This window comes from Mucilaginibacter tolerans, from assembly GCF_030519375.1.
In the GTDB taxonomy this organism is placed as follows: Bacteria; Bacteroidota; Bacteroidia; order Sphingobacteriales; family Sphingobacteriaceae; genus Mucilaginibacter.
Window position 1 is genome coordinate 56611 of the sequence record NZ_JAUMKB010000017.1, and the last position, 25580, is coordinate 82190.

At 42.3% G+C, this 25580-nt stretch carries 19 protein-coding genes; 9 read left to right on the forward strand and 10 right to left on the reverse strand.

Features of this window, described 5'->3' with window-relative positions; all coding sequences use genetic code 11:
- Nucleotides 1–209: 209 nt before the first annotated feature.
- The 4 genes from Q3A68_RS19240 to Q3A68_RS19255 all read right to left on the reverse strand — a co-directional run bounded on the left by Q3A68_RS19240 (nt 210) and on the right by Q3A68_RS19255 (nt 7670).
- Nucleotides 210–1898 (reverse strand): SusD/RagB family nutrient-binding outer membrane lipoprotein, encoded by a 1689-nt coding sequence (locus tag Q3A68_RS19240; RefSeq protein ID WP_302902756.1) that lies wholly within the window; start codon nt 1896–1898, stop codon nt 210–212.
- A gap of 30 nt (nt 1899–1928) precedes the next feature.
- Complete coding sequence (locus tag Q3A68_RS19245) at nt 1929–5633, reverse strand: SusC/RagA family TonB-linked outer membrane protein (protein ID WP_302902757.1); 3705 nt, start codon at nt 5631–5633, stop codon at nt 1929–1931.
- Between the two features lie 213 nt (nt 5634–5846).
- The gene (locus Q3A68_RS19250) at nt 5847–6992 is read right to left on the reverse strand and encodes a FecR family protein (RefSeq protein WP_302902758.1); all 1146 of its coding nucleotides are present in this window, start codon (nt 6990–6992) and stop codon (nt 5847–5849) included.
- Nucleotides 6993–7109: 117 nt separating this feature from the next.
- Nucleotides 7110–7670 (reverse strand): RNA polymerase sigma factor, encoded by a 561-nt coding sequence (locus Q3A68_RS19255; protein ID WP_302902759.1) that lies wholly within the window; start codon nt 7668–7670, stop codon nt 7110–7112.
- A 226-nt stretch (nt 7671–7896) separates the two neighbouring features.
- Here Q3A68_RS19255 and Q3A68_RS19260 point away from each other — a divergent pair, with 226 nt between their 5' ends.
- The 3 genes from Q3A68_RS19260 to Q3A68_RS19270 all read left to right on the forward strand — a co-directional run bounded on the left by Q3A68_RS19260 (nt 7897) and on the right by Q3A68_RS19270 (nt 11407).
- Complete coding sequence (locus tag Q3A68_RS19260) at nt 7897–8907, forward strand: zinc-dependent alcohol dehydrogenase family protein (protein ID WP_302902760.1); 1011 nt, start codon at nt 7897–7899, stop codon at nt 8905–8907.
- 27 nt (nt 8908–8934) lie between these two features.
- On the forward strand, nt 8935–10140 hold the full coding sequence (locus tag Q3A68_RS19265; protein ID WP_302902761.1) for a DUF4249 domain-containing protein: 1206 nt from the start codon (nt 8935–8937) through the stop codon (nt 10138–10140).
- Between the two features lie 100 nt (nt 10141–10240).
- The gene (locus Q3A68_RS19270; protein WP_302902762.1) at nt 10241–11407 is read left to right on the forward strand and encodes a DUF4249 domain-containing protein; all 1167 of its coding nucleotides are present in this window, start codon (nt 10241–10243) and stop codon (nt 11405–11407) included.
- Here Q3A68_RS19270 and Q3A68_RS19275 read toward each other — a convergent pair whose 3' ends face one another.
- The 4 genes from Q3A68_RS19275 to Q3A68_RS19290 form a co-directional block, all read right to left on the reverse strand.
- Entirely contained in the window at nt 11408–13780 is a 2373-nt protein-coding gene (locus Q3A68_RS19275) for a hypothetical protein (protein WP_302902763.1), read from the reverse strand.
- Nucleotides 13781–13788: 8 nt separating this feature from the next.
- A complete protein-coding gene (locus Q3A68_RS19280; protein WP_302902764.1) occupies nt 13789–16548 on the reverse strand; it encodes a TonB-dependent receptor in 2760 nt (919 codons plus the stop codon).
- 1 nt (nt 16549) lies between these two features.
- The gene (locus Q3A68_RS19285; RefSeq protein ID WP_302902765.1) at nt 16550–17272 is read right to left on the reverse strand and encodes a hypothetical protein; all 723 of its coding nucleotides are present in this window, start codon (nt 17270–17272) and stop codon (nt 16550–16552) included.
- A gap of 133 nt (nt 17273–17405) precedes the next feature.
- On the reverse strand, nt 17406–18257 hold the full coding sequence (locus tag Q3A68_RS19290; RefSeq protein WP_302902766.1) for a phytanoyl-CoA dioxygenase family protein: 852 nt from the start codon (nt 18255–18257) through the stop codon (nt 17406–17408).
- Between the two features lie 75 nt (nt 18258–18332).
- Between Q3A68_RS19290 and Q3A68_RS19295 the strand changes: the two genes are divergently transcribed.
- Both Q3A68_RS19295 and Q3A68_RS19300 read left to right on the forward strand, forming a co-directional pair.
- On the forward strand, nt 18333–18566 hold the full coding sequence (locus Q3A68_RS19295) for a hypothetical protein (protein WP_302902767.1): 234 nt from the start codon (nt 18333–18335) through the stop codon (nt 18564–18566).
- A 419-nt stretch (nt 18567–18985) separates the two neighbouring features.
- Nucleotides 18986–19648: an outer membrane beta-barrel protein gene (locus Q3A68_RS19300; RefSeq protein WP_302902768.1), complete on the forward strand. Its 663-nt coding sequence runs from the start codon at nt 18986–18988 to the stop codon at nt 19646–19648.
- A 126-nt stretch (nt 19649–19774) separates the two neighbouring features.
- Here Q3A68_RS19300 and Q3A68_RS19305 read toward each other — a convergent pair whose 3' ends face one another.
- Complete coding sequence (locus Q3A68_RS19305; RefSeq protein ID WP_302902769.1) at nt 19775–20254, reverse strand: nuclear transport factor 2 family protein; 480 nt, start codon at nt 20252–20254, stop codon at nt 19775–19777.
- A gap of 32 nt (nt 20255–20286) precedes the next feature.
- The gene (locus Q3A68_RS19310; protein WP_302902770.1) at nt 20287–21138 is read right to left on the reverse strand and encodes an aldo/keto reductase; all 852 of its coding nucleotides are present in this window, start codon (nt 21136–21138) and stop codon (nt 20287–20289) included.
- Between the two features lie 149 nt (nt 21139–21287).
- On the opposite strand from Q3A68_RS19310, the gene Q3A68_RS19315 reads away from it, so the two are divergent.
- From Q3A68_RS19315 to Q3A68_RS19330, 4 genes are all read left to right on the forward strand, one after another.
- Nucleotides 21288–22184, forward strand: coding sequence for a helix-turn-helix domain-containing protein (locus tag Q3A68_RS19315; RefSeq protein WP_302902771.1), 897 nt, complete (start codon nt 21288–21290; stop codon nt 22182–22184).
- 127 nt (nt 22185–22311) lie between these two features.
- Nucleotides 22312–22782, forward strand: a complete 471-nt coding sequence (locus Q3A68_RS19320; protein ID WP_302902772.1) for a (2Fe-2S)-binding protein — start codon at nt 22312–22314, stop codon at nt 22780–22782.
- The gene (locus tag Q3A68_RS19325; protein WP_302902773.1) at nt 22779–23390 is read left to right on the forward strand and encodes a hypothetical protein; all 612 of its coding nucleotides are present in this window, start codon (nt 22779–22781) and stop codon (nt 23388–23390) included. Before Q3A68_RS19320 ends, Q3A68_RS19325 begins: the two co-directional genes overlap by 4 nt.
- A gap of 10 nt (nt 23391–23400) precedes the next feature.
- Nucleotides 23401–25560 (forward strand): xanthine dehydrogenase family protein molybdopterin-binding subunit, encoded by a 2160-nt coding sequence (locus Q3A68_RS19330; RefSeq protein ID WP_302902774.1) that lies wholly within the window; start codon nt 23401–23403, stop codon nt 25558–25560.
- Nucleotides 25561–25580: the final 20 nt, after the last annotated feature.

Below are 25580 nucleotides of genomic sequence, written 5' to 3' on the forward strand. Positions count from 1 at the left end.
GTAAAAAGTGAAATTTGCTCTGTATAAATACAGTCGTATGGAACGGTATCGATTTGGGTATAAGGCAATGATTGTGAAGCTTTTTTGTTTTATGACCTATTACTTTGTATCTACTAGAGAGAATATTCACTATAGAGATTGCAGAAAAACTAAAAGCCCCGGGCTTTACAACCCGGGGCTTATCGCATCAACTTATTCTCTCAACAAAATCATTTCGTTATCCAAATTTTGGTACTTGTAAGATCATTACCTCCAGTAGCAGCTTTCCAATTGGTATTATTGAACTGGGATTCGTCTGCTGGATATTGATAACGCTGTAAGCTGCCGTAATTTTGTGTGTAGCCTGCCGGATTGCTGGCGTCCTGGGGAGTGGCATTGCCGGTCCTTCTCATTAAGGTCCAGGCTACCCATGGCTGGCGGAACAAGTCTACCCATTCCTGCGCATAGATCAGGCTAAGGGCATTGCCGGCATTAAAGGCTACTTTTGGATTGGTTAATACAGCGTTAATCTCGGCATTAGTTGGCGTAGCGGATGTAGGTTTATTCACTACCCAAATTGATGAATTAAACGCCATGTTTTTCCAGAAAGTAAGCGAAGCTGTTACGCCTGCTTCATACTCAGCTTTTGCCGAAGCCATATTCTGCGCAACGCCGGCGCCTCTTGCATATGCTTCAGCTTTCAAAAAATGTACTTCAGCTGCTGAAATAAAAATTTCAGGACATGCACCGGTTGATCCGTTTATAATGCCGTCACGCCCAAGGTAATAATTATAATCTGAATATAAATTCGCCGCCTTATGTGCCGACCAACCCTTATTATCAGGGTCTCTCTCCACATTATAAGGGTCTCCGCCATCGGATATAGGCGTAACCGGGTTTTGCGGATAAGGCACCCATTTGCCTTTAACATGGTTAGATGTGTCTACGCCAACAGTTCCTGAAGTGTCTCCATTTACCTCAAAAAATATTTTACACCTCAGGTCAAATATCCCGGTGCCGTCGGTGTTGTTATTGTTGCTAAATAAATTCCACAGCGTGCTGCCCATTCGCGCACGACTTTCCGAGTGAAAAAAGAAGCCTCGTCCGGCCCCATCAATATCGAATGATATGCCGGGTATATTTGTTTGGCTAAGACCAACTACATCGGCAACCGCGTCCGTTAACAACGGCTTGGTCAGTGCATCGGCAATAATCGGTCCGGCATCCGCACTATCTTTGTCATACATAGTTAACGCATAACGCAAGCGAAGGGAGTTAGCGAATTTTTTCCATTGGCCAATATCGTTGGCTAAAAGGAACTCGTTCGAATTGAATGAAAATTGTGGACCGTTGGCGGTAAAATGATTGACAGCCCAGGTTAAGTCACTTAAACAAGAAAGATACACCTGCTGTTGTTTATCGTAAGGCACAACAAGGTCAGCGGTATTTCCCGAAAATGCCTTTCCTGCCTTAAAATAAGGTATGTCGCCATACAAATTAGATAGCTCAATGGCCTGGTACGCCCTTAGTACCTTTACCATGGCGATGGCATTGGTATAGGTTGCGGAATCGGGGCTCTTTGCCATAGTATTCAGCATTTGATTCATTGCAGGTAGATTCGCATAAAATTCGCTCCAGCTCGTCCCCTCTACGAAAGAATAATCCGATATGGCATACACCGCGCCCAACTGCGTAATAGGGTACAGCCATCTTGCGGCGGACCAGTTCCCGATATTGGCGGAACGATCTATATTTGCTCCTATACCCACATAAAGCTGTGGCAACGTTGCTGATGCCGGGCCACTATAGGGCGCATTTTCTTTTAGAAAATTTTTCGTACAGGACGCAAGGATTGAAGCAATAAGGACCGCCAGGGCCATTGCTTTCATCCAATGTTTTATATTATGATGCTTTAACATAACGTTTCTTTTTTAATTTTTAAAATCATATTAAAACCCTGCTTTTACAGTAAAACCGTAAGAACGTACGCCAGGCAAACCGCCGAATTGTATACCCTGAACATTCCCGCTACTAACAGTACTTTCAGGATTAATTTTATCCGGCAAGGTGGTGAACAGGTAGAACAGGTTGCGGCCTATCAATGAAACCGACAGGTTTTGAAAGACCTTGGTTTTTTGTACCAACTCGTTCGGCAGTCTGTAAGTAAGAGATACCTCACGCAATTTTCCCCATGAATCATTAAATATGGAATTGGTACGTACTATAGGATCATTATCCCACGATTGATAATTACCTGCATATTTCCACCAGGCGTTTACCACATTGGTGTTTGGTACATACGTGCCTGGTGTTGAACCTTGTACAACTCCAGGTAAAATTACACCAACATTAGCTTTGGTGCCATCGGGATAAGTATACGGCAATCCGTGGCCATCTCTTTCCCATACCGTTTCAGGTGCCATGCCCTGGCCCATTATAGTTGCATAATCTCCAGACCAGATTTGGCCGCCAATTTTAAAGTCAGTCAAAACATATAAGCTGAAATTTTTATAGCGGAAAGTTTGAGAAATACCACCTGTCAGTTTTGGTGTGGCATCACCAATTTTAACAAAATTATCTGTGGTAGCATATTGCGCTCCCAACACAGGTCCAGTCCCTGTATTATAACCATCCGCGTACACCAGGTTTACTATTTTCTGACCATTAGGCGCATATTTATAATCCCGGCCATATATGGCGCCGTAATCGCTGCCAACGTCAACCTTCATGGTTACGCCATTGCTTCCAAACCATGAACCCAACTGAAGTGAATTAAGGCCAGGCTCCAATTCTACAACCTTATTTTGGTTATGCGCCGCATTTACGGTTACGTCCCAGGAAAAATCTGCGGTCTTAATTACCTTAGCATTTACCGTTAACTCAACACCCCTGTTACGCAAAGCTCCCGAGTTGATCAAAACGCCGTTAACACCGGATGAAGCTGGGGTCTTAATAGTCAATATCTGGTGGTCTGAATAGGTATTATAGTAAGTGAAATTTACATTTAAACGGTCATTAAAGAAGCCCAGATCAGGCCCGATCTCAAAAGATCTGGAACGCTGCGGTTGAATATTGGTAGGGTACGTGCCCGGCAAATTTAAGCCAGTTGGAAAACCAGGCGTATTACCGGCTACAGGCACATAAATAAGTCCGGTTTGATAAGGTTGGTATGCATTGGCACTTTGAGCCTCACTGATTCTCAATTTACCATAGCTCAGCCAGTTTTTTACTGAACTCATGTCAAACGCGTCGGTGAAAACGAAGCTCAAACTTGCTGATGGATAAAAATAACTCCAACGTGATGGGCGCAGTGTTGAAGACCAATCATTAGTTCCCGAGAGATCTAAAAATAAATAATTTTTGTAAGAAAGATTAAGTAACCCATATACCGTATTTATTTCCATCTCGTTCCTGTTCTCTGTAGGGTTAAGTACAGTTGGCGCATTGCCATTATAGTTACTAACATTGAAAACGAACGGATAATTAAATGGACCTGGATTGTTTGTTGCAATATCATACATATTGGTATAATAATGCCTTGCGCCGAGTGAAAGACTGGCATTAAAATCCTTTAACAGTTTATCTTTATGGAAAACTAAACGGCCATCCAGGTTATTGGTAGATGTTCTTGCAAGGTCATAGCCATAACTTCCAATTAATCCCGCAGCATCTGTAGGATAGTTTTTGGTTACAAACTGGTTAGTGTAGTAATTTAAGCCAACATTGCCAACAGCTTTCAACCAAGGGGTGACTTCAGCGTTAAGCGAAATAGATCCTATGAATTGATTTTGTGTGAGCGTAGTGGTGTTATTAAAAACGTTCCACCAGTAATATTGCTGCCCATATTCAAATGGCGACTGTTTCAATATAGGATTTTGCGATCCGTCAGGTAACGTGGTTAAGCCTCTCTCAAGGGGTTTGTAATCAGCCGGTAAATTATATACCGTCATATAGCCAACACCAATACCAGCGCTTCCGGTTCCACTTTCACCATATATGTTTGGCGGATTAAATTTATTCAGGTTAATATAGCTCGCGGTCGCATCAACTTTTACTTTAGGGCTGATGTTGATAGAGGAACCGATATTAAATGTGTTTGTCGCGTTGTGGCTGTTGTAAGTTATTTCGTCATTTGTCGACCTGGTATAGGATACACGCAGTGTTCCAAAGTCACCTCCACCCGAAAGAGATACATTATGCGTTTGTGTGTTGCCGGTTCTATAAAAACTCTTGAAAATATTAGGATTGCCGGTGTATGGCCTGGTTGTGCCATCCCACCAAACCAATGGCTGGCCTTCCATTTTTGGCCCCCATGATGCACCATCGCCCGGGAAGCCAATATAGTTATAAAATGGGCCGCCCGCAGCGCTGGTAACTCCCGGGCTAACATAAGCGCCCGGTATGTTGCCCAAAGAGCCATAGGGGTCTCCGCCTATTTGTTCTTGCCGGTTATTTCCATTGCCGTCTTTATAAAAAAACGGATTGGCCGAATAAAGGTCTTCGGTCATACCATTACCATATTCATCCTGCAATTTTATAAAACGGTATGGGTCGTTAGCGCGGTATGAATAATTATAATCAACGCCAAATCCCTTCTTTTTTGAACCTTTTTTAGTAACGATAACAAGAGCGCCGTTGGCTCCGCGCGCGCCATACAAGGCTGCTGCCGTTGGTCCCTTCAATACGGTGACGCTTTCTATATCATCCGAATTTAAGCTGTTTAAAAAAGAACCGTTGTCTATTGGGGGCTGTGATACGTCGGTGTTGCCTAGATTTAATGCATCACTATAAGATTGAATAATGCCTTTTGGCTGTACCGGCTCGTTATCAATTATAACGTTATCTAAAACGATCAAAGCCTGGTTATTGCCGTAAAGATTATTATTCCCTCTGAGCACGACACGTGTGGAAGCGCCTTCAACACCGTTAGGTGTGGTAATGTTCAATCCTGCTATTTTTCCCATCAGACCTTCGGAAATATTCGGCGGGTTTACTTTATCCAGGTCAGCTCCTGAAATTGTCTGGGCCGAATATCCTAATGATCTTGTTTCACGTTTGATGCCTAAAGCCGTAGTAATTTCGACATTTTGTAACGAACTTGCTGATGGCTTTAAGCTGATGGTAATACTGGTCCTGTCGCCGACCGTAACTTCCTGTTCAGCATAACCAATAAATGATACTGTCAGAACAGCAGATTTATCGGGTACCGTTATTTTAAAATTACCGTTTACGTCGGTTGAGGTAACGGTGTTTGTGCCCTTCACCCGTATCGTCGCACCCGGAAGCGGAATACCCATGTCATCGAGCACTTTACCGCTTATGTTAATAGGAGCGGCGGGCGTGACTTCTGCGTTTGCGGGCGTTTTTTCCGTCAGTACAATTGTTTTCTGTACTATTTTATAGGTTATGGGCAAATCTTTAAAGCAAAGCTCAAGCGTATTCTCCAGGTTAAGGTTCTTTACGTCTAATGAAACTTTATAGGATTGCTTTATAATATCTGTTTTGTACCAGAATGTATAACCGCTTTGTTTTTCGATTTCGCTTAAAACCCTTTCAAGTTTTGCGTTTTTATTTGTTATTGTTATGTTCTGTCCGAATGTGGCTGCATGTAGGTGCAGACATAACACTGTGACAAGAGCAATAGTTAGTTTCATAACCAACATTATCTTTTTAAGCCGCGGGTAGTTATACCTCAACGGATTAATAGTAGAAATTTCCATACATTTGTTTGGTTTTTGGGTTTAGAATAGATTAGGTTACTCCATCTTATTTAGCCCAGCCATTTTGCCGGAGGTGCTCGCAACACGTTCCGGCTTTTTTGCTGGTGAGCTATCAGGCCCAGCCTTTTAGCTTTTATCTACCAGTGATTATTTTACTATAATTTTCCTCCCTTCTATAGTAAAGTTTATACCGCTTAATTCCAGTATTTTTAAAACCGTTGATGCATTTGAGTTTCTTGAAATCCGGCCGTGGTAGGTTGATACCGGTATCTGCCCCGAATATTCAACATCTACGTTGTACCACCTGCTTATTTGTCGCATGATGGTTTTTATATCAGCATTGTTAAATTGAAACATGCCACTTTTCCAGGCGGTCGCTTCATCAACATCCACATCAGTTTTTACTTCTGACATGCTATTGGATTTTAATAAATATTGCTGCCCGGGCCTGATCATTGTTTGCCCTTGGGCGTGATATATTTTCACGCTGCCTTCAACCAGGGTAGTTGCTACCGCTTCTTCGTCTGCATAGGAATTTACATCAAATTGGGTGCCTATATCTTGTACAATTTGCCCGGCAGTTTTTACTTTAAATGGTTGTTTTGAATTGTGTACGACGTCAAAATAAGCTTCGCCCGTTAACTCAACAACCCTTTCGCTGCCCGAAAACGCAGTTGGGAACTTTAATGAGGAAGCGGCATTTAACCACACTTTCGTTCCATCGGGAAGTGTTAGCTGGTATTGGCCGCCTTTAGGCGTGGTGAGGGTATTATAGCTTGCCTGGATTGAACTTGAGTTGTCCGAGGCGGCCTGATAGTCCAAATGCCCGCTTTGTTTAACAATATGAGCGCCAGGCTGCAGGGTTAACGAACCGTTTTTTATATTATTCAGGTTAATTTTTGATCCATCGGAAAGGGTTAAGATCGCCTTACTTCCGCCAGGCGGCAGGTCATGATTTTGCGCCCGGAGTACCATCTGTTTATGCCTGAGCTGGTTTGCGGCAAACAACGAAAGCATCAAAAACAATAAAATAGATGCTGCCACCTGGAATGATTTCTTTCTATAAATAGGGATAACCCGTTTTTGAATGCGACCGATGCGATTGTCTATTTTCAGCCGAAGGGTAGCTTTAAGTGCGCTAATCTCTTCTTCATTCAAGCTTTCGGTAATATCCGGATCATTAGAAAAGTGGGAATAATAATCTTCAATGATCCTTATCTCTTCAGCGGATGCACTGCCGTTTAAATACTTTTCTACCAGCTTAAAAAAATCTTTCTTTAGTTGCGGGGGCATAAGTGTTTTTTTATACATGTATCAAAACATGTATGAATCTCCCACGCACTTCTAAAATTTTTATAAAAAAATTACAATGATTATCTATGAGCAGGAAGTGAAGGGAATGTTGGGATATCAGAGCAATAAGGATATGATCTTTCCTAAATGCACACGGAGCAATCTTAACGAGGTTGTGAACTGATTTTGTACTGTTTTTTGCGAAACATGCAGTATCTCGCTGATCTCACGGGTCGACAGATCCTGGCCAAATTTCATAATGAAAACTTGCTTCCTTTTCTCCGGTTGCATATTCAGCCAGATCTCAATACACCCACGTATTTCTTTCTCAAAGAAAATCGAAGCCGGATCCGAAGCTGAAGCGACTATAAATTCAATAGGCTCCACAAAGCGGCCCATATTCTTTTCCTTTTTATACAAAGAAAACACACGGTATCGAACAGCGGTACATAAGTAAGCCGCAAGATTTTCGATTTTCCTGTCCTCCCTGTTCAGCCATAGGTCGGCAAAAACATCTTGTATAATATCAGCACAAAGCTCTTTATCTTTTAGTCTTTTATGGCTTTCATTATAAAGTTTAAGCCAGTAGCGTTCGTAGATCTCGCTGAACGCAGCCTCATCGCCTTGTGTTAAAAGGGTAACCAATTCATCGTCCCGATATGAATTTAGCAGCCTCATAGTTCTCAGAGGTAAAATTATAGTTTAATTAATTAAGTATAATTTAGGTAGATGAGATGCTACATTTAGTAGCGAAAGTATAAAGATATAAACATTTGTGTTTAACTAGCAAATTATTGCAGTAAGCTTTGACTTATTTCAATACAAATCCTGAAAATATCTTATTATTACTTATATTACATACAGAGTAAACCTATTAACGTTTTTGTCTTTAGCGTATAGCAAAATGCAAACACCTATGATGCAGGCTATGATATTCGAAGGTGTCGGTAAGCCTCTTGTTTTAAAACAGGTACCCCTTCCTGAATTTGGTGTTGAACAGGTTTTGATCAAAATCATCGCCTGTGGTATTTGTCGTACCGATTTGCATGTATTAGATGGTGAACTCAACAAACCCAAGCTACCTTTAATCCCTGGCCATGAAATCATTGGCAGAGTAATGTCTGCGGGTAAAAAGGTTACCGGCATTAAAGAAAACGACTTAGTTGGAGTTCCATGGTTGGGTTACACTTGTGGCAAATGCAAATATTGCCGGCAGGATAAGGAAAATCTATGTGAAAATGCAAAGTTCACCGGATATACGTTGGATGGTGGGTATGCGCAGTACACAGTAGCTTTTTCTAAATATTGTTTTAAGCTTTCAGAACATTATCATAACGCAGGATCGGCACCATTGCTTTGTGCCGGGCTTATCGGCTTCCGGTCGTATCGAATGATTGACCCGAAAGCGAAAAATATTGGAATGTACGGTTTCGGTGCAGCCGCGCATATCCTAATACAAATTGCCATTGCACAGAATAAAAAGGTGTTTGCTTTTACAAGAGAAGGAGATACCCAATCGCAGGCATTTGCACGCGAACTTGGAGCACAGTGGGTTGGCGACAGTTCAGCTATACCTCCTGAGAAGCTTGACGCTTCAATTATTTTTGCCGCGGCCGGTGAACTGATTCCAAAAGCCTTGCAGGATCTTGATAAGGGCGGAACAGTAATATGCGGAGGCATACACATGAGTGAAATACCGGCATTTTCGTATGATTTGCTTTGGCAGGAGCGTATGGTCCGTTCGGTGGCTAATTTAACCCGCGAAGACGGGCTCAATTTTTTTGACCTTCTCAAGTCGACGAAAGTGCATACTCAAACAGAGTCATTCAAATTGTCGCAGGCTAATGAGGCGATTGCAAAATTGAGAACAGGGGAAGTAAAAGGGGCCGCCGTACTGGTAATGGATCATATTTGATATTCACCAAATAAAACCGATATTGTATTGTTAAAAAACCTTGTATCCAGGCAGTCGCTGAACATGATGAAGAATATATTAGCAATTACATGCTTAGCATTACTGATTATAACCTGCAAAAAGCCCTTCACACCAGTACTTAATCAATCGGATAAAAGATATCTCGTTATCGAGGGAATAATCAGCGGGAATGATTCAACATTCATTAAGCTTAGCCGGAGCAAAAATATAGACACATTAAGAACGATCGTTGCTGAAAACAATGCACAGGTTACTATTGAAAACGATGCAGGCGGCAGTTTCCCTTTAGCAGAAATCCGAAGCGGCACTTATGCTGTAGGACCTTTAAATTTAGACAACTCGCATAAATACCGTCTCCGCGTTAAAACCTCTGATGCCAAAGAATATTTATCTGATTTTGTGCCATTAAAAAACGCTCCGCCGATTGACAGTGTCGGGTTTAACGCTAAAAGCTCCGGTGTTCAGATATACGTAAATGCCCATGACGATGCCAATGCAACCCGGTATTACCGCTGGGACTTTACTGAAACCTGGCAATTTCATAGCGAATATCCCTCGGGATACTATAGCAATGGTATCGATTCCATAAAGGCCAGAACTGTAAGTCAGCAGGTGTACAATTGTTTTGGAAGCGATAGCTCGACCAGCGTGCTTATTGCATCAACAACCAAATTAAATAAAGACATCGTAAGTGAAGCACCAATGACGTTTATATCGGGGAGCGCTGAAAAAGTTGAAACCAAATACAGCATACTTGTAAAACAGTATGCGTTGACGAGCGATGCCTACGAGTTTTGGGAAACCTTGCAAAAAAACACAGAGAAACTCGGCAGTATATTTGACGTTTTGCCTTCCGAAACGCAAAGCAATTTCCATTGTGTTTCTAACCCGGGCGAATTGGTAGTAGGGTACCTTTCGGCAGGTAATGTAAGCCAAAAACGAATATTCATAACCGCCTCGCAGCTCCCTCATTATACTACAGATTATCCATATGGGTGCCAACTGGATACAGCCTGGTTAAATCCTCCCCGATCAGGATCATACCTGGAAAACATTCTTATACCGGCAAGTTCTCCTTATGGCATTGTTAATGCACTGTATCTGCAACCGGCCAACCCATTTGGATTACCTTCTGCTTACAATTTTTCAACGAAGCTGTGTGTCGATTGCACATTGCGCGGAAAGCGAACCCCTCCCTCTTATTGGAAATAAAAACTAATTTTTTAATTATCAACTGACGCTGTATTGGAAAAATAAAAGCGATATTAGATAATTATAAACCTCAAAGGTTGGCAACGAGCCCCGAAAAATAATGAAAAGTTTATTCGTCCTGGTCTGTATAGTCTTGTTAGCCGTTAGCTGCAAAAAGCCTTTTACACCCGTTCTTAATCAATCAGGGAATAAAAGGTATTTGGTAGTTGAGGGGGAAATCACGGGGAATGACTCTACTTTTATCAAGCTAAGCCGGACTAAAAAGATTGATACTTCAAAAACTATTTTACCGGAAACAAACGCGCTGGTGACCATAGAAAATGATGCGAATGTTACGATCCCATTGGCAGAGATCAGGCCGGGGGTCTACGCAGCCTCACCATTTACTATTGATGTGACTCGCAATTACAGATTAAGAATAAAAACGTCCGAGGCAAAAGAATATGTTTCGGATTATGTGCCGGTAAAAAACTCCCCGCCAATTGATAGTATAGGGTTTATTACTCAACCATCGGCAATGAAGATATATGTCAATTCGCATGATGCGTCTAATTCTACCCGCTATTACAGGTGGGATTACTCAGAAGCATGGCAATTTCATTCTCAGTATAATTCTTCCTGGACAAAATCAGGGGCACGAAAACCCGAAAATCAGATATATTACTGTTTTACAAACGATAGCTCTTCAAATGTTATCATCGCGTCAACGATCAAACTTTTGAGCGATGTGATGTACCAGGCTCCCATAACAACAATAGATGCGAGGTCTGAAAAAATAGAAATGAAGTACAGTATCTTGGTTAAGCAATATGCATTAACTTCTGATGCTTATGCTTTTTGGCTCAATCTTCAAAGCAATACTGAAAAGTTGGGAAGTGTGTTTGATGTGATGCCATCAGAAACGCCAACAAACTATCATTGTGTTACTAATCCTAATGAGTTAGTTGTGGGTTATCTGAGCGTGGGCAATGTGGCCTATAAACGCATATTCATTTCAAAGGAGCAGCTCCCATCGTCATATAAAACGGTATACCCGGCAGAATGTGAATTGGATACAGCTTTTCTCGTCAATCCTCCGAAAACTCCACTGGAGATGGCTCAAACCGACAACTATATTCACCACGGTGACCTTTATGAGGCCGTACAGGGGCTGTATCTGCCTCCGCCAAACCCATTTGGTGGCCCCACGGCAGTGAGTTATTCGACAAAGCTTTGTGTGGATTGTACCATACGTGGGAAAACTGCCACCCCGCCTTTTTGGCGATGATTACTTTTTTACCTCAAAGGTAAAAACACCACTGCCGCATCTGCCATCAACTGTATTTCCCTCAATAATGCCCATATATTGTCCACCTTTATCGCTGGTATAAAATGCCAAACGGGCTTTTCCGTCCGAGCCGGTGTTTACTTTTGGATTCCAGTATAACGCTGTCCTAAAGTCAGGTATAGTGCTATTTGTCTGTTCGTCTGAATCATAAACTGGTGAATAAAATTTGCGCTGCAGCTGCAAGCCTTCATAATCCAGCATTACTGCATGAGGGTCTATCTCAATATTACTGCCATCGCCTTTATAAGTAGTAAAACTCAATATGCCACTAAATAACACTGGCCCGTAAATATAATTCTGAGCGACCACATCAAGTGCTTTAATCCTCAACGGATCCCACTTAAATAGCTTATCAGCATCAAATACAGGTATACCATCCAATAGCACTAACGGTTCTCCAAGCAGTTGATCGCCGTTATAAGTGCGGATAATAAATTTGCCCTGGCGTTTAGCTACTGTAATGGAGCCCACATATTCTCTTAATACTTCTTCCATTGTAGTGAAACGGGTGTAATCATCCAACTTATAAGTCTTAGTCGGTTTGCCAAAGAACCAGGAGCTATCTGTTAATGACTTATCGAACTGCTTAATTTGTTCAGCCGCAAAGATGTTTTGAACCTGCATGTTTAAACTGTTTTCAATCAAGGTTCTTTTAATGTCCTGACTGAAGGCGAATGTTTTGAGATGTATTGTTGTATCGCGTTCAGCAAAAGGGCTTTGGATATCAATACGATAACTGCTATCAGCCCTAGTATTGGTTTGGGCAACCATCTCATGAAGACCATAGAAATTTTGTGTATTGAATAATACCCTTCCCATAGAGTCGCTTTGCGCTATATGAAACTGCTGTGGATTACCATTGACTGTAAGATAGGCTGTAATACCAGATGCGGGTTTATTACTTAAAGTATTTATCAAGCGGCCAGTTACGATAGGTCCGGTGTATTCGGGCAAATATTTGATTTTGAAAGTATTACCTGCTGATATGCTGTTCCAGTCGAACTGAGTCCATCCCTGCGACAGCAATAAGTTATCCAGCGCTTCATTAGCTTCCTTATCAGTATTTTCCAAATAGTAATCAGGCGATTCAATATATCCTTTTAAGCCAGCCCGCAACCATAAATACCCGCGGATATGATCGGGGCTTTTATTTTGAAGATCATCTGCCCGAAAGACCGACACAGAAAGGTCGGCTGCAGCAAGATTATTCATTTCATTATTCGCCGATAGGTTTAATATCACCTTCTTTCTGGTGCCATATGTCTGTCTATCCGACTGCGCGCGGATAAGTAGCTTGCCGGCGGGCCTTTTAAAAATTAATCTCTCACATAAAGGTCTGTACTGCCCATCAAATAGTGTAATATAGCTAATGCCTTCATCCAGCTTATTCTTTTCTATTAAAATATTGGCTGAACCTTTAATCAGATGTATCTCATCGGCTTGCTTAATAACATGGCTATTATGAACTAAGATATAGGCAGTTTGCGCAGATAAACTGTCTGGGTTTTGGACAGTTGCATTCAATTTGTCCCCATCATCTGTTACTTTCAGCGTATACCCCGATTGATAAACCTGTGGCAGTTCCCTGGTTAAAGTCTGGTCGTTTACTTTGATAACCGCTTTGTAAGTTTCGCCGGCTTTAGGCTTAAAGTTAAAACTCCCGATACCGAACTTAAGCGTATTGAATTTTACTGCCGTGTCACCACGACTTGCAATTATCACTCCGGCGCATGTTGCACCTTTGCCATCACTTCCCGTTGCTTTGAATGCTACTCTATTACTTATCCCAGAAACCAGGTGGCCACCTTCGGGGAAAAAATGGACATCATATTCCAGGGGAGAAGCTTTTGTCTCTGTTGTAAGCTTACGGGGATTGATAATGTCAACCCGCCCTTCAAAGAAATACCCGGAATCATAGTTTCTCATCCAGCTGGTGTACGACCTGATTAAATAATGCCCGCTATTGAGCGAAAATGGCAAGTATAGCGAGCCACTACCGGTACCATCATTAAGCTCCACCATACTTTGTACTGCTGCATTATGATTTTCATCCAATAATTCAACATATGCTACTTTGCTCAGGCTTAGCGGTTTATTATTGCTGCCGTCGGTACAATATATTTTAAACCAAAGTATCTCACCAGCTACATAAAAGCTCTTATTAATGTGCATGAATAGCTTTTCGCGCAGATTCCATTTTTGGCTCGCATTAAAATTGTTTTGCAAGCCAGATAAAACCTGTCCATAGCTGGCTGATGCCGGGATGCACAATGCCGTGAGCATCAGGATAATCCATGTTTTATATTTTTTCATCCCTGCCATCAGAACCTGATATTATAATTGACAAATGGAATTGGATTAGCAAAAATTGATAGCTTGTAACCCTGTATATTGCCACCCTGCTCCACAAAGTATGTTGAATATGCATTGTTATAACCTGTAATGTTGTAGACACCAAATGTCCACGAATTATGAAAGCGTTGATGCACCTTATGATTGCCATCCAGGTTGACAGATATATCCATTCTGAAATAATCAGGAATACGATATTGGTTTCTGTCCGAATAAAGCACACGCTCGGCTCCGTCATAATAATATTCGCCAATAGGGTAGGTAATCGGTCTGCCTGTACTATAAACAGCATTAACCGAAAAACTATACCGGTGCGTAAAACGATAGTTGCCTATGAAATTTAACGCATGCGGTTTATCATAATTGGCAGGATAATAACTACCGCCATTTATTGGAATGCCGCCCCCAGGATCGTTTTGTTTAAGGAACGTACGTGAATAGGTGTAACTGATCCATCCGTTTAACTGCCCTGTGTTTTTCTTAATCAAAAATTCAACACCGTAAGCTTTCCCCTTTGTCTCGACTACATCAGTTTCAATATGAGGATTTAAAATAAGTGTTGCTCCGCTTCGATAGTCCAGATAATTATTCAAGTATTTATAATAGCCTTCTGTCGAGGTTTCTATCGTGTTTGAGTTAAAGTTTTTATACAGGCCCAATGATAGCTGATTGCCGGTTTGAGGTTTGATATTTGGATCACTGAGTTTCCATATATCTGTTGGTGATACGGCCGTGGTATTTGATAGCAGGTTAATATATTGACGCAATGTGTTGTAGCTGGCTTTAACAGACAAATCATCGTTAATGATATATCTCACTGAGGCACGTATCTCAGGGCCACCGTAGGTGTTTATTATACCGTTACCATGATAAATACTATCTGCAACGTTCCCGGGAATACGGGCTACACCCGGCGCGTACTGTCTGATAAGCTGAGGTCCAAGATAGTTATAGAGAGAATAACGAAGTCCTAAGCTTACCGAAAGCGCTGAGGTAATGTCGTACTTATCGCCTGCGTATAATGCACTTTCCAAAGCCCGTTCAGCAGGTATGGTAATGTTGGTGGTTTCTGAAGCAGTACCTAATGGTTCGTTACTGCCCGGATCTATTTTGTAATGAATGGAACTAAGGCCAAAGGATATGGTATGTTTGGAGCTTAAATAGTAAGTAAAATCTGCCTTCAGGTCAAGCTGGGTAATATTGAAATGAAAACGATAGGCATTAACCGGGTTTTCCCGGCTTGATATGGCGTAATTATAGCTATCCCATCCACCAGCTACCACTCCGAATAGCTTATTACTGAAATTGTGTTTCCACTTCAAGATGGCATTGCGGTTGCCGTAACTGTAGTCTGTGTCGCTATTCAGCTTAAATCCGTCATGACTCAAATAACCGGACAAATAGATAGAGTTATTTTCGTTAATATGATGACTAATATTAAGATCGAGATCATAAAATGAGGCACTGCTGTTTTTGTAAGCAGCGGGCAGCGCTTTCAGCAGCCAGTCTGCATAAGTCGTACGTCCGCCAAAAATGATCGAAGTTTTGTCTTTTACAATAGGGCCTTCTATATTAAACCTGCTGGTAAGCAGGCCTATCCCGGCCGAACCTGTGAATTTTTTGTTGTTGCCATCGCGTTCTGTAATGTCGAGCACGGAAGATAAACGGCCTCCGAATTTTTCGGGAATGCTGCTTTTATATAATTCTATATCTTTTACCAGATCCGGATCAAAAGCAGAAAAGAAACCAAAGAAGTGTGATGGATTATAAATCGTCGAACCGTTTAGTAAAATCAGGTTCTGGTCAACCGAACCGCCTCGTACATTAAAGCCTGTGCTTGCTTCACCCACAGTTTGAACTCCGGGTAACGTCAGCACCACCCTTAAAACGTCAGCTTCGCCAAAAACCGTCGGCACTTGTTTGATACTTTTTATATCCAACTTTGCTACGCCCATTTCTGTGCTGCGCACATTAGCCACCTTCTCGGCTGATATTTTTACTTCTTTCAGCGAGATCACTTGTTCCTTCATGTCAATATTCAGGCTGCCGTTAGAATAAAGTGCGATGTTTCTGCGGGTGTCGCGCATGGCCGGGGCCTTGATACTCAATATATGACGTCCGGACGGCAGGGCAATGGAGTAATAGCCAAACTGGTCAGTAATAACGCGGGTATGTGCCTCAGCCTCGTAAATGCTGGCACCTACAACTGCTTCCCCTGAATTTATATTACGTACGTAGCCGGTCATGATCGCCTTGCCCTTCGGGTGACTAGTAGGATTTCCTACCGTATAAAGTTTATTTTCGGAAGACGCACCTGAACTTATTTTGGTCTCCGTAGGGTTTGAGTAATCTGTTATAGTGTTATCTGCAGGGGGAGGGGCTGATTTATTGTCAGCATATCCGGTCATGTCCGTATTGATCTGCAGGTTTTTGGTCAATATTACCTCCTGTTGGTCTGTTATTACATAATGGAAACTCGTTTTTTCAAACACCATATCCAATATAATATTCAGGGGCTTTTGATGTAGAGCCAACGTGACCCTCAGGCTATCAAATTGGGCAGGGTTGTAATAAAAATGGAAATCTGTTTTTGATTTCAGGTCATTTACAATTTGAGAAATACCAGCCTGATTATAATCAACATCGATCAGGCTGGTCTGACTTTGCTGCGCTTGAGCCCAGACAGACAGCCTGATGATAATAAGTAACGCCAGGTAATATTTTCTCATACTAATGACTAATCTGGTCGTAATAGGCTGCCAATTGGGCTATTGAATGTTCTTTATCCTTCCGGAATGAGATTTTGTTAGCAGATATATAATCTTTTAACTGCTTCGCCTTGCTTTTAAATACATTCAAAACGGATTGCTTACTGTTTACCGGCAGATAATCAGAACCCTTTTTGATATAAATTACATCATCAAGCTCATAAATCACCTGCACGGATTGCTGATCGACCCGTTTGACTACCCCACGTTTTCTTTTAACCAATACTTCGGATGGACCATCGTATAGCTGGTCATAATATCCGGTTGCCAGGTTGAAATTCTTCGACTCCAGCAGATAAACAAAATGATGCCCTTCTAAAAATACGTCTGAAAGCTTTTCACTTCGAACCGAGTAAAGGATACTATGCGATACGGAAATCATCAAGTCGTCGTACGCATCATATAGAATTGGAACATCTTTATACGCTGTCCCATTGTACCGGATATTGGCTGGCTGAACCGATGCCGAATCCAAAAAATATGGAGAGCCTCTATATGCTTTGGGCGGAGGATTATATTGAGGCCCATTGTATATTTCCGATTGATCGCCGATAGTTTTATTGTAAACATCAACAACATGCATTTCTGCCTTAGAATAAAAAGGGGTATCCGGTGCGTTTTGGGCAATTGCACGGGCAACAAACAGGCTTAAGGTAATAATTGGCAGGAATGTTTTTAAGGTCATTGAAAAATGAAGTTAACTCTAATATTCCAAACTTAAAAGCATTACTAATTTATAACTATTTTTTTCGTTATTTAATGATCGAAATTTGTAGATAATACCTCGCTAAGAAGACGGAGCGACGATAGGAATTTTTTTAGTTTCCCTCTTTTTCCCAGCCTGTATCTTTCAGGGCGGGATCGTTTTCTTTCTTGAGAAAGTCATTTTCCGCAAATGAACCGGATTCCCATTCAAGGATCGCTTCATCGGGGACAACGTCAACCGGTGTTTTCCAAGACGTAGAGGTTTCATTATAAGCCAGATTGGATTGCAATGAATAACATGAAATGATAGACCAGCGGGGATAATCGGACAGATTTGCTTCTGAACGGTGCAATAAATTACTATGGAAAAACAAGGCATCGCCTGGCTGCAGTTCACAATAAACCAGTTCCATTGTTTTTAGTGCGTTATTAACCATCACCATATCGGCACCCACTTGCTCACCGGCAAAGCCATGATTAACTCTGCCTAGTTTATGAGAGCCCTTAATTACCTGTAGGCAACCATTTTCTTTATTAGCCGGAGTAAGGGCGAGCATGACACTGATTAACTGATCTGGGAACATAAACTGATTTTTATACCAATAGCCATAATCCTGGTGCCATTCCCATGCACCGCCAACTTTAGGCTCTTTTTGCATCAGCTTGGAATGAAAATGGCAAATAGGGGCACCTGCGCCAAGTAGCTTACCAACAGCTTGTGTCATTCGCGCACTACGCGTCATATAGCCAAATACATCATCGCCAGGGGTGAACCATAACGAGAGTCGGCTTTTTTTTCCTGATTTGTCATTCACGTCGAGTGCATTCTTTTGCATAGCATCGTCAGCTATTGCTTCCCCGAACATTTTATCGGTTTCTTCTTTGCTGAAAAAGCCTTTGATAAGTAAATAACCCTGATCATTGAACTGTTCAATATCCCGGTCAGTCAATTTGTATACCTGCATTTCCTCTCTTTAAGTTATCTTTTGATAAACCACTATGCCAAATCTCGGTTATATCATTAATCAAAACTACTAGTTATGGAGTTATTTGTCAAAGACCCTTCCACAGGAGCCCTGTTACGTTTTGAAGCAAGACCGGAAAGACTGGGCAGCGATCAAGGTTTCCATATTATTAATGCTATGGGAAACGGATTCTTTATTGCCAGCAAGTTTGGCGCATGGCGGGTGGTTGATGGGCACCATGTAGAACCAGAATTACTGACCAACATCGGCCTGGCACTTGAAGGCAGGCCCCTTAAGGAGCAATTGTGATAAAAGTTGTTTCCTGCTGCCTGTTGTTTGTAGTAAATATTCTTAGTCAGAGACTTCGAACGGCGGTGGCTTTTGCTCAACAGAAGTCCGTCAGGCCGGAACTGCAGGTGGCCAGAATTATGCTGCCGATTGCCCTTCCGTCCAGCCGGCATGTTGGCAATATTCATGTAGCGGGAGTGCTTCGGTCATCACAATAGAAGATCTGCTTCCTATTTGAGTCCCCGAGTAATTAATGAAGCATTTTGATTTACTTCGTAGTCAACCGAAGAAACATCTTTATCACAGAATCTGCAGGGACATAAATTTATGATTTATTGCTTTGGTAAAATGCTCGCTACAGAATCCTGGAATCTAATCGGCTAAAATCCGCCCAAAATAAATAATTTTCTATCTTTGCCGCCTAAACCTTATACAATTATATGAAGAGATTTCTACTCATTTTAGGCCTGGCGCTGGTACACACCATCACATTTGCACAAAACTATGGCTATGGCGACAAAACAATAACCTTTGGAATAGCAGGGGGATCAAGTTCTGCTGGTTTTTATACGAAAGCACCTGAACAGTTATATGTTGATGCTAACGTTGCAACCCCAATTTCGGCGGGTATAAATGCTGATTTTAAATTTAACGACTTCTTTTCTATAAGGCCAGGTATATTTTACCAGGGCAAAGGTGGTACAATTAATGAAACGGCCAATTATGTAGTAGACGAAGAATACCGATTACATTACTTTGAGATCCCCGTAGATTTTATTGGCCATTTGCCGATTGGGCAGGAGGGTGCAAACCTATTTTTAGGTGGGGGACCATATGCCTCAATAGGCTTAAACGGAACTTGCCGGAACACTGAATCTGATGTGCCAACAACCCAGAAAATAAAATTTGGCAGTAACGGCGATTTCAAGTCGACCGACTTTGGAGCTACCATGCTACTTGGCTTTCAAACGGCTGGCGGAACCGCTATTGGGGTTAATTTTGAACTGGGTTTTACTAATATACTCCAAAAAAGCGATTTAAATATCGGCGCTACCTCAGCAAGGACAGGTGTTTTTTATCTTTCCCTCGGACAAAGCTTTTAAATAATTATTGATCAATACCTTGATCTGCAAATTTTAGCAAAGCTACAGGGGGTACTGCAGAGCTCCTTTTCAGGAGACCCTGCAGGGACGTAAGTCAAAGACTTCGAACAGCGGTGACTCTTATTATTATTTCATTTTAACCGGCCTGAGCAGGGTAGAGAAGGTGAGCGAGCCCATTTTCCATTTGCCATTTTCTTTGAGATAAACTTCAGTAACCATAAAAGCATGAGTAACTTCGTTTCCGCCGACTACTGCGAGCAGGTCGATATCATTTAACAAGATAGCCGTATTGCCAAAGATGTTTACTGATGCCCCGTAGACTTCGGCTTTTTTGTACCAAATCATCCCGCTTTTTATCGTATTTAATTCCTGGGTCTTACCCCAGCTACCGCCCATATGTACAAAAACGCATTTCTCGTCGAATAATCCGTTTAAGGTTTCAACATTTTTGTCTGCCATCCATGTCCATTTACTCTTAGACAGCTCAAGGAGTTCCTGTTCTTCTTTTGAAGGATTTGCTGGTGGCGAAGCTGGTAAACTTGCCTGAGCGTGTGAAAGTTGTACAGTGCCTATGCACAATAAGAACGCGATAATTGCTTTTTTCATGATTTTAATTTGTATGGTCATTTTTATTGTGATTAAATATCCAGTTTTCTTTCCCCGAGCCATTTCACCATTGCCGGGTCCCGGTGGTCAAAGAAGCTGCTTTCGTTAGTATCCAAAGTTTTGATGGCTTCCATATCCTCGCTGCTCAGCTCAAATTCGAGGCAATTGAGGTTCTCCGCCATCCTTTCTTTGCGGACTGATTTTGGGATAGCCACCACACCCCTTTGTGTAAGCCACCGAAGGATTATCTGGGCAATTGATTTGTTGTGCTTGTTTGCAATTGATTGCAGCAGTTCGTTATGGAAGATGCCGTTTTTTCCTTCGGCAAACGGGCCCCAGGATTCGATCTGCACATTGTTTTCTATCATGAATTGCTGCGCTTCGTTCTGCTGATGGAAAGGATGCGTTTCTACCTGGTTTACGGCCGGAACGATATCATTATGAACGATGAGGTCGATCAACCTGTCCGGGTGAAAATTGCTTACACCTATGGCTCTAACCTTCCCTTCTTTGTACAGTTCTTGCATTGCGCGCCATTCGCCATAAACATCCCCAAAGGGCTGATGCATAAGATACAGGTCCAGGTAATCCAATTGCAGCTTTTTCATTGAATTTTCAAAAGCCTTTTTCGTCCCTGCTTGACCGTCAGACTGTATCCAGAGCTTGGTTGTGATAAACAACTCTTCCCTTGGTACTCCACTGCGCCTGATAGCTTTACCTACGGCTTCTTCGTTCATATAAGAAGCTGCAGTATCAATCAAACGATAACCGGTTTCAATTGCATCTACCACGCTTCTTTCACATTCGGCCAGGTTTGTTACCTGGAATACACCGAATCCCAGGATGGGCATTTCAACGCCGTTATTTAACTTGATTTTTTGCATAATTCCATTTTGACAAAACAAAGGTCTGACCTTTTATCTGCTCTGACAGGATACAGATTACGGGTATGTATACCATTATTACTGATTCGACATCAACCGTGAACCAGCTACTGAATAAAGTGATAACTTTGATATAGTAAATGAAGGATATGGAAAACATGCGAAGATTCAATACGATCAGCGAGTACAACGCTTTCAATAATAATGTCACCAAACATCCGCTGGTGAGCGTTGTTGATTTTTCAAAAGCAGCTCCCAGGACCGGCTCCCGCATGTATTTTGGTTTCTATACGATATTCCTGAAGGATGTGAAATGTGGTGATCTGGTGTATGGTAGAAATACATACGATTACCAGGAAGGAACGCTGGTTTTTATGGCACCCGGACAGGTGGCCGGTGTGAATAGCAATGGTGAAATTTACCAGCCTAAAGGCTACGGTGTAGTATTTCACCCAGATTTTATCCATGGCACTGCGCTTGGGCGACATATGCAGGATTATACCTTTTTTGGCTATCAATCAAAAGAGGCGCTTCACCTATCGGACCGCGAAAGAGAAATTGTCCTGGATTGTTTTTCAAAAATTGATTATGAATTAGACCATGCCATTGACAAGCACAGCAAAAGATTGATTGCAACTAATATCGAATTGCTTTTGGGTTATTGCGCCCGCTTTTACGACAGGCAGTTCATTACCCGCGATCATGTGCACAAAGGTGTCCTGGAAAGATTCGAGCATCTGTTGAATGATTACTTCCGGTCTGAAAAGCCGCAAACGATCGGATTGCCTTCTGTTGCCTATTGTGCGGATGTACTCAATTTATCTCCAAACTATTTTGGTGACCTGGTTAAAAAAGAAACGGGCAAGACAGCCCAGGAATATATACAATCCAAACTGATCGATATGGCTAAAGAAAAGATATTCGATACAAACAAAACCGTTAGTGAAATTGCTTACGAATTGGGCTTCAAATATCCCCAGCATTTTGCGCGACTATTTAAGCAACGCGTCGGTTATACGCCTTTAAAGTTCAGGATGCTTAATTAAGGCCACCAGCCATAAAAACAAATGTTTGAAATGCTTAACTTTTTGTTTGATTTTTATTAGTCATTACAGCATAATTTTTCTCAACTTTATATTAGCATAATCACAGTTCAAACCAATACACAAGCTTATGATTACCGTCACAGTCAACGGGCAGCGGCACGATATAGACGCAGACCCAAATATGCCCTTATTGTGGGCCATTAGGGATATCCTGGGCCTTACAGGTACAAAATATGGTTGCGGGGCGGCGCAGTGCGGTGCTTGCACTGTACACCTCAACGGAGAGTCCATACGCTCTTGCTGTACTAAATTAAGTCGTGCAGCAGGTCAGCAGATAGTGACTATTGAAGGACTTTCTGCTAACAACAACCATCCTTTACAACTAGCATGGAACGAAATGAACGTGCCGCAATGTGGTTATTGCCAATCGGGGCAATTGATGTCGGCCGCAGTATTGTTGCGTGAAAATCCCAATCCAACCGATCAGGATATTGACGATGCTATGTCTGGCAACATTTGTCGTTGTGGCACCTATCAGCGTATCAGGGCAGCTATTCACAGAGCTGCGGAGTTGGCAAAGGAGGGGGCCAAATCATGAAGAAACTGATCTTTTTGAGCATAATGCTAATGGTCACAAGTATCATAGCATTATCTTTTAAGACGGAACCGGCAAAGAAAAAGAACAATACTGCTACTGTAGTGAAAGACAGCATAGGCTCGGTAAGGGCATTCATGTCGGTCTATAAAGTGCTGATGAGTCCGCGGTGTATGAATTGCCATCCGGCAGGCGATCAACCTTTGCAGGGCGATGACAATCATATACATACGATGAATGTTAAGCGAGGAGTAGATGGGCATGGGGTTTATTCCATGCGCTGCAGTAATTGCCATCAGGCTGAAAATGATCCAGGGGTACATTTGCCTCCGGGAAATCCTAAATGGGGATTGCCACCTGCAAATATGCGTATGGTGTTCCAGGGACGTACGCCGCGGCAGTTGGCAATACAACTGCTCGACCCTAAACAGAACGGTGGGCGCACTAAAGCACAGCTGATCGATCATATGACTAACGATGGCTTGGTTGGCTGGGCATGGCATCCGGGCGAGGGACGCACGTTGCCCCCTATGACAAGGGCTGCATTTGCTGCAAAGGTTCGTTTATGGATTGCAAAGGGCGCCTATGTGCCAAGCGCAAAGGCGAAATAGAAAGGGCTAAATGATGAACGGGATTTCGAGACGTCATTTTATAAAAACTACGGGTACAGCGGGTGTCGCGCTTTGGCTGGGTATTTCGGCTAAAGGAAGTACGCGCAAAGTTTCGAACGTCGCGACAGCAAAGAATTTTAACCCTTTAATACTTGTTGAATCTAACGGGAACATCACCATTTTTAATACCAAACCCGAAATGGGGCAGGGAACCTTTCAGTCGATGCCTGCTATGATCGCAGAAGAGTTTGAAGTTTCCCTGGATCAGATCACAATCAAAAATACAAGTGGCGAAAAAGAGTTTGGCGATCGTCAGCGTGCCGGAGGGAGCTCATCTATCAGAACTACTTATAACGACATGCGCAAAATTGGCGCGGCAGCAAAAACTGTATTTATTACTGCCGCAGCAGCAAAGTGGCAGGTGGATGAAAGCACTTGCTATGCCGAAGATGGAAAAGTAATTCATCAGCCATCGAATAAAAGCCTTAGTTACGGTGAATTGGTAGAGGAAGCCTCGAAGATTGAACTTCCTAAAGAGCCCAGACTCAAGGATCCTAAAGATTTTAAAATACTGGGGAAGGTCTCTAAAAGGCCTGATATTCCCCTGAAGACCACTGGTAAGGCTGTATTCGGTATTGACGTGATCGTACCGGATATGCTTTATGCAACAATAGAGCGCTGCCCTGTATTAGGCGGGACGTTGAAAAGCTTTAATGCCGATGATGCATTGAAAGTCGCGGGAGTTCAAAAGGTGGTGGAAGCAGAAAGAATTGTTGGTAAGCATCATTTCACCGGAGTGGCAGTTATCGCAGATTCTTACTGGAACGCATTGCAGGGACGCAAAAAGCTGAAGATAGAATGGGACACTAAGGGACACGAATCATTTAACTCTAAGGAATACGAAAATAACCTCCGTAAACTTGCAAGCCAGGAAGGAATAATCGATAAAAACATAGGTGCTATCGATACGATAAAAGTATCATCTCAAAATACAATTGAAGCGTTTTATGAAACACCTATGATAGCCCACCACACCCTGGAGCCGATGAACTGCATTGCTCATGTGCAGGGTGACAAAGCAGAAATTTGGACATCCACCCAGGTGCCGAGTACCATTGTAGGAGGCGGGGTTAATGATGTACCGAAGCTTGCAGGTTTTGCACCGGAGAACGTGAAATTACATTCTATGTTTATTGGCGGCGGTTTCGGCCGCCGGCTGTACCCCGATTATGTTATTGAAGCTTTGAACGTTGCCAAACAAACAGACAAACCGGTGAAGGTGATCTGGTCAAGAGAAGATACTACCACGCAAGGGCCTTTCAGACCGATGACATTTTCTCAGCTCAGTGGCAGTTTTTCGGATGATGGAAAATTGGTGGCCTTCAAGCACAAGGTGATCAGCCCTTCTTACCAGGAGTCGGTAAGAAAAGATTTTGAGAAAACCAAAGTCGATGGAACGATGGTGGAAGGTATTGCTGAACAGGATTATGAAATCCCCCATATGAAGACCTCTTATGTAAGAGCTGATTACCATGTTCCTGTAGCAGCCTGGAGATCAGTCACCAGCTCGACATTGGCTTTTGCCCACGAATGTTTTATTGATGAACTGGCAGTGAAAGCCGGTAAAGATCCATTTGATTTCCGTATGGAGTTGTTGTCGAAACCGTCGGATACAAAAAGGGTATTTCAGAAATTGAGGGAGTTATCTGGTTGGGATGAACCATTGCCAAAAAATAAGGGACGGGGTGTAGCACAATGGAAGTTTTTTGCGGGTCAGTGTGCACAAGTGGTCGAAGTAAGTTATGACCCGGCACAAAAAACGGTTAAAATTGATAAAGTAACCGCAGTTATCGACCTGGGTGAAGTGGTTAATCCTGATAATGTCAAAAATCAGACGGAAGGTGCTGTAGTAATGGCGCTGACAGCTGCTATAAAACCTGGAATCACATTCAAAGACGGTAAAGTAATTGAAAGTAATTTTTATGATAATCCTGTCCTGCGCATGAACGAGATGCCTGTAGTTAATGTACATATACTAGCCGAAGGTGGAAAAATAAAAGGTGTTGGCGAGCCGGGCCTGCCGCCATTTGCTCCTGCCTTAGCAAACGCAATTTTTGCTGCAACAGGAAAACGGATACGCAAAATGCCGTTTGATTTGAAAATAAGTTAAAGAATCTGGTTGTCTACCAA

Coding starts and splice junctions, on each gene's coding strand:
- Q3A68_RS19310 (WP_302902770.1), bottom strand. CDS start 21,138: ATGCAAAAAATCAAGTTAAATAACGGCGTTGAAATGCCCATCCTGGGA.
- Q3A68_RS19290 (WP_302902766.1), bottom strand. CDS start 18,257: ATGCAGGTATACAAATTGACTGACCGGGATATTGAACAGTTCAATGAT.
- Q3A68_RS19250 (WP_302902758.1), bottom strand. CDS start 6,992: ATGCCCCCGCAACTAAAGAAAGATTTTTTTAAGCTGGTAGAAAAGTAT.
- Q3A68_RS19270 (WP_302902762.1), top strand. CDS start 10,241: ATGAAAAGTTTATTCGTCCTGGTCTGTATAGTCTTGTTAGCCGTTAGC.
- Q3A68_RS19315 (WP_302902771.1), top strand. CDS start 21,288: ATGGAAAACATGCGAAGATTCAATACGATCAGCGAGTACAACGCTTTC.
- Q3A68_RS19255 (WP_302902759.1), bottom strand. CDS start 7,670: ATGAGGCTGCTAAATTCATATCGGGACGATGAATTGGTTACCCTTTTA.
- Q3A68_RS19300 (WP_302902768.1), top strand. CDS start 18,986: ATGAAGAGATTTCTACTCATTTTAGGCCTGGCGCTGGTACACACCATC.
- Q3A68_RS19305 (WP_302902769.1), bottom strand. CDS start 20,254: ATGAAAAAAGCAATTATCGCGTTCTTATTGTGCATAGGCACTGTACAA.
- Q3A68_RS19320 (WP_302902772.1), top strand. CDS start 22,312: ATGATTACCGTCACAGTCAACGGGCAGCGGCACGATATAGACGCAGAC.
- Q3A68_RS19325 (WP_302902773.1), top strand. CDS start 22,779: ATGAAGAAACTGATCTTTTTGAGCATAATGCTAATGGTCACAAGTATC.
- Q3A68_RS19285 (WP_302902765.1), bottom strand. CDS start 17,272: ATGACCTTAAAAACATTCCTGCCAATTATTACCTTAAGCCTGTTTGTT.
- Q3A68_RS19280 (WP_302902764.1), bottom strand. CDS start 16,548: ATGAGAAAATATTACCTGGCGTTACTTATTATCATCAGGCTGTCTGTC.
- Q3A68_RS19245 (WP_302902757.1), bottom strand. CDS start 5,633: ATGAAACTAACTATTGCTCTTGTCACAGTGTTATGTCTGCACCTACAT.
- Q3A68_RS19295 (WP_302902767.1), top strand. CDS start 18,333: ATGGAGTTATTTGTCAAAGACCCTTCCACAGGAGCCCTGTTACGTTTT.
- Q3A68_RS19240 (WP_302902756.1), bottom strand. CDS start 1,898: ATGTTAAAGCATCATAATATAAAACATTGGATGAAAGCAATGGCCCTG.
- Q3A68_RS19275 (WP_302902763.1), bottom strand. CDS start 13,780: ATGAAAAAATATAAAACATGGATTATCCTGATGCTCACGGCATTGTGC.
- Q3A68_RS19330 (WP_302902774.1), top strand. CDS start 23,401: ATGATGAACGGGATTTCGAGACGTCATTTTATAAAAACTACGGGTACA.
- Q3A68_RS19260 (WP_302902760.1), top strand. CDS start 7,897: ATGCAAACACCTATGATGCAGGCTATGATATTCGAAGGTGTCGGTAAG.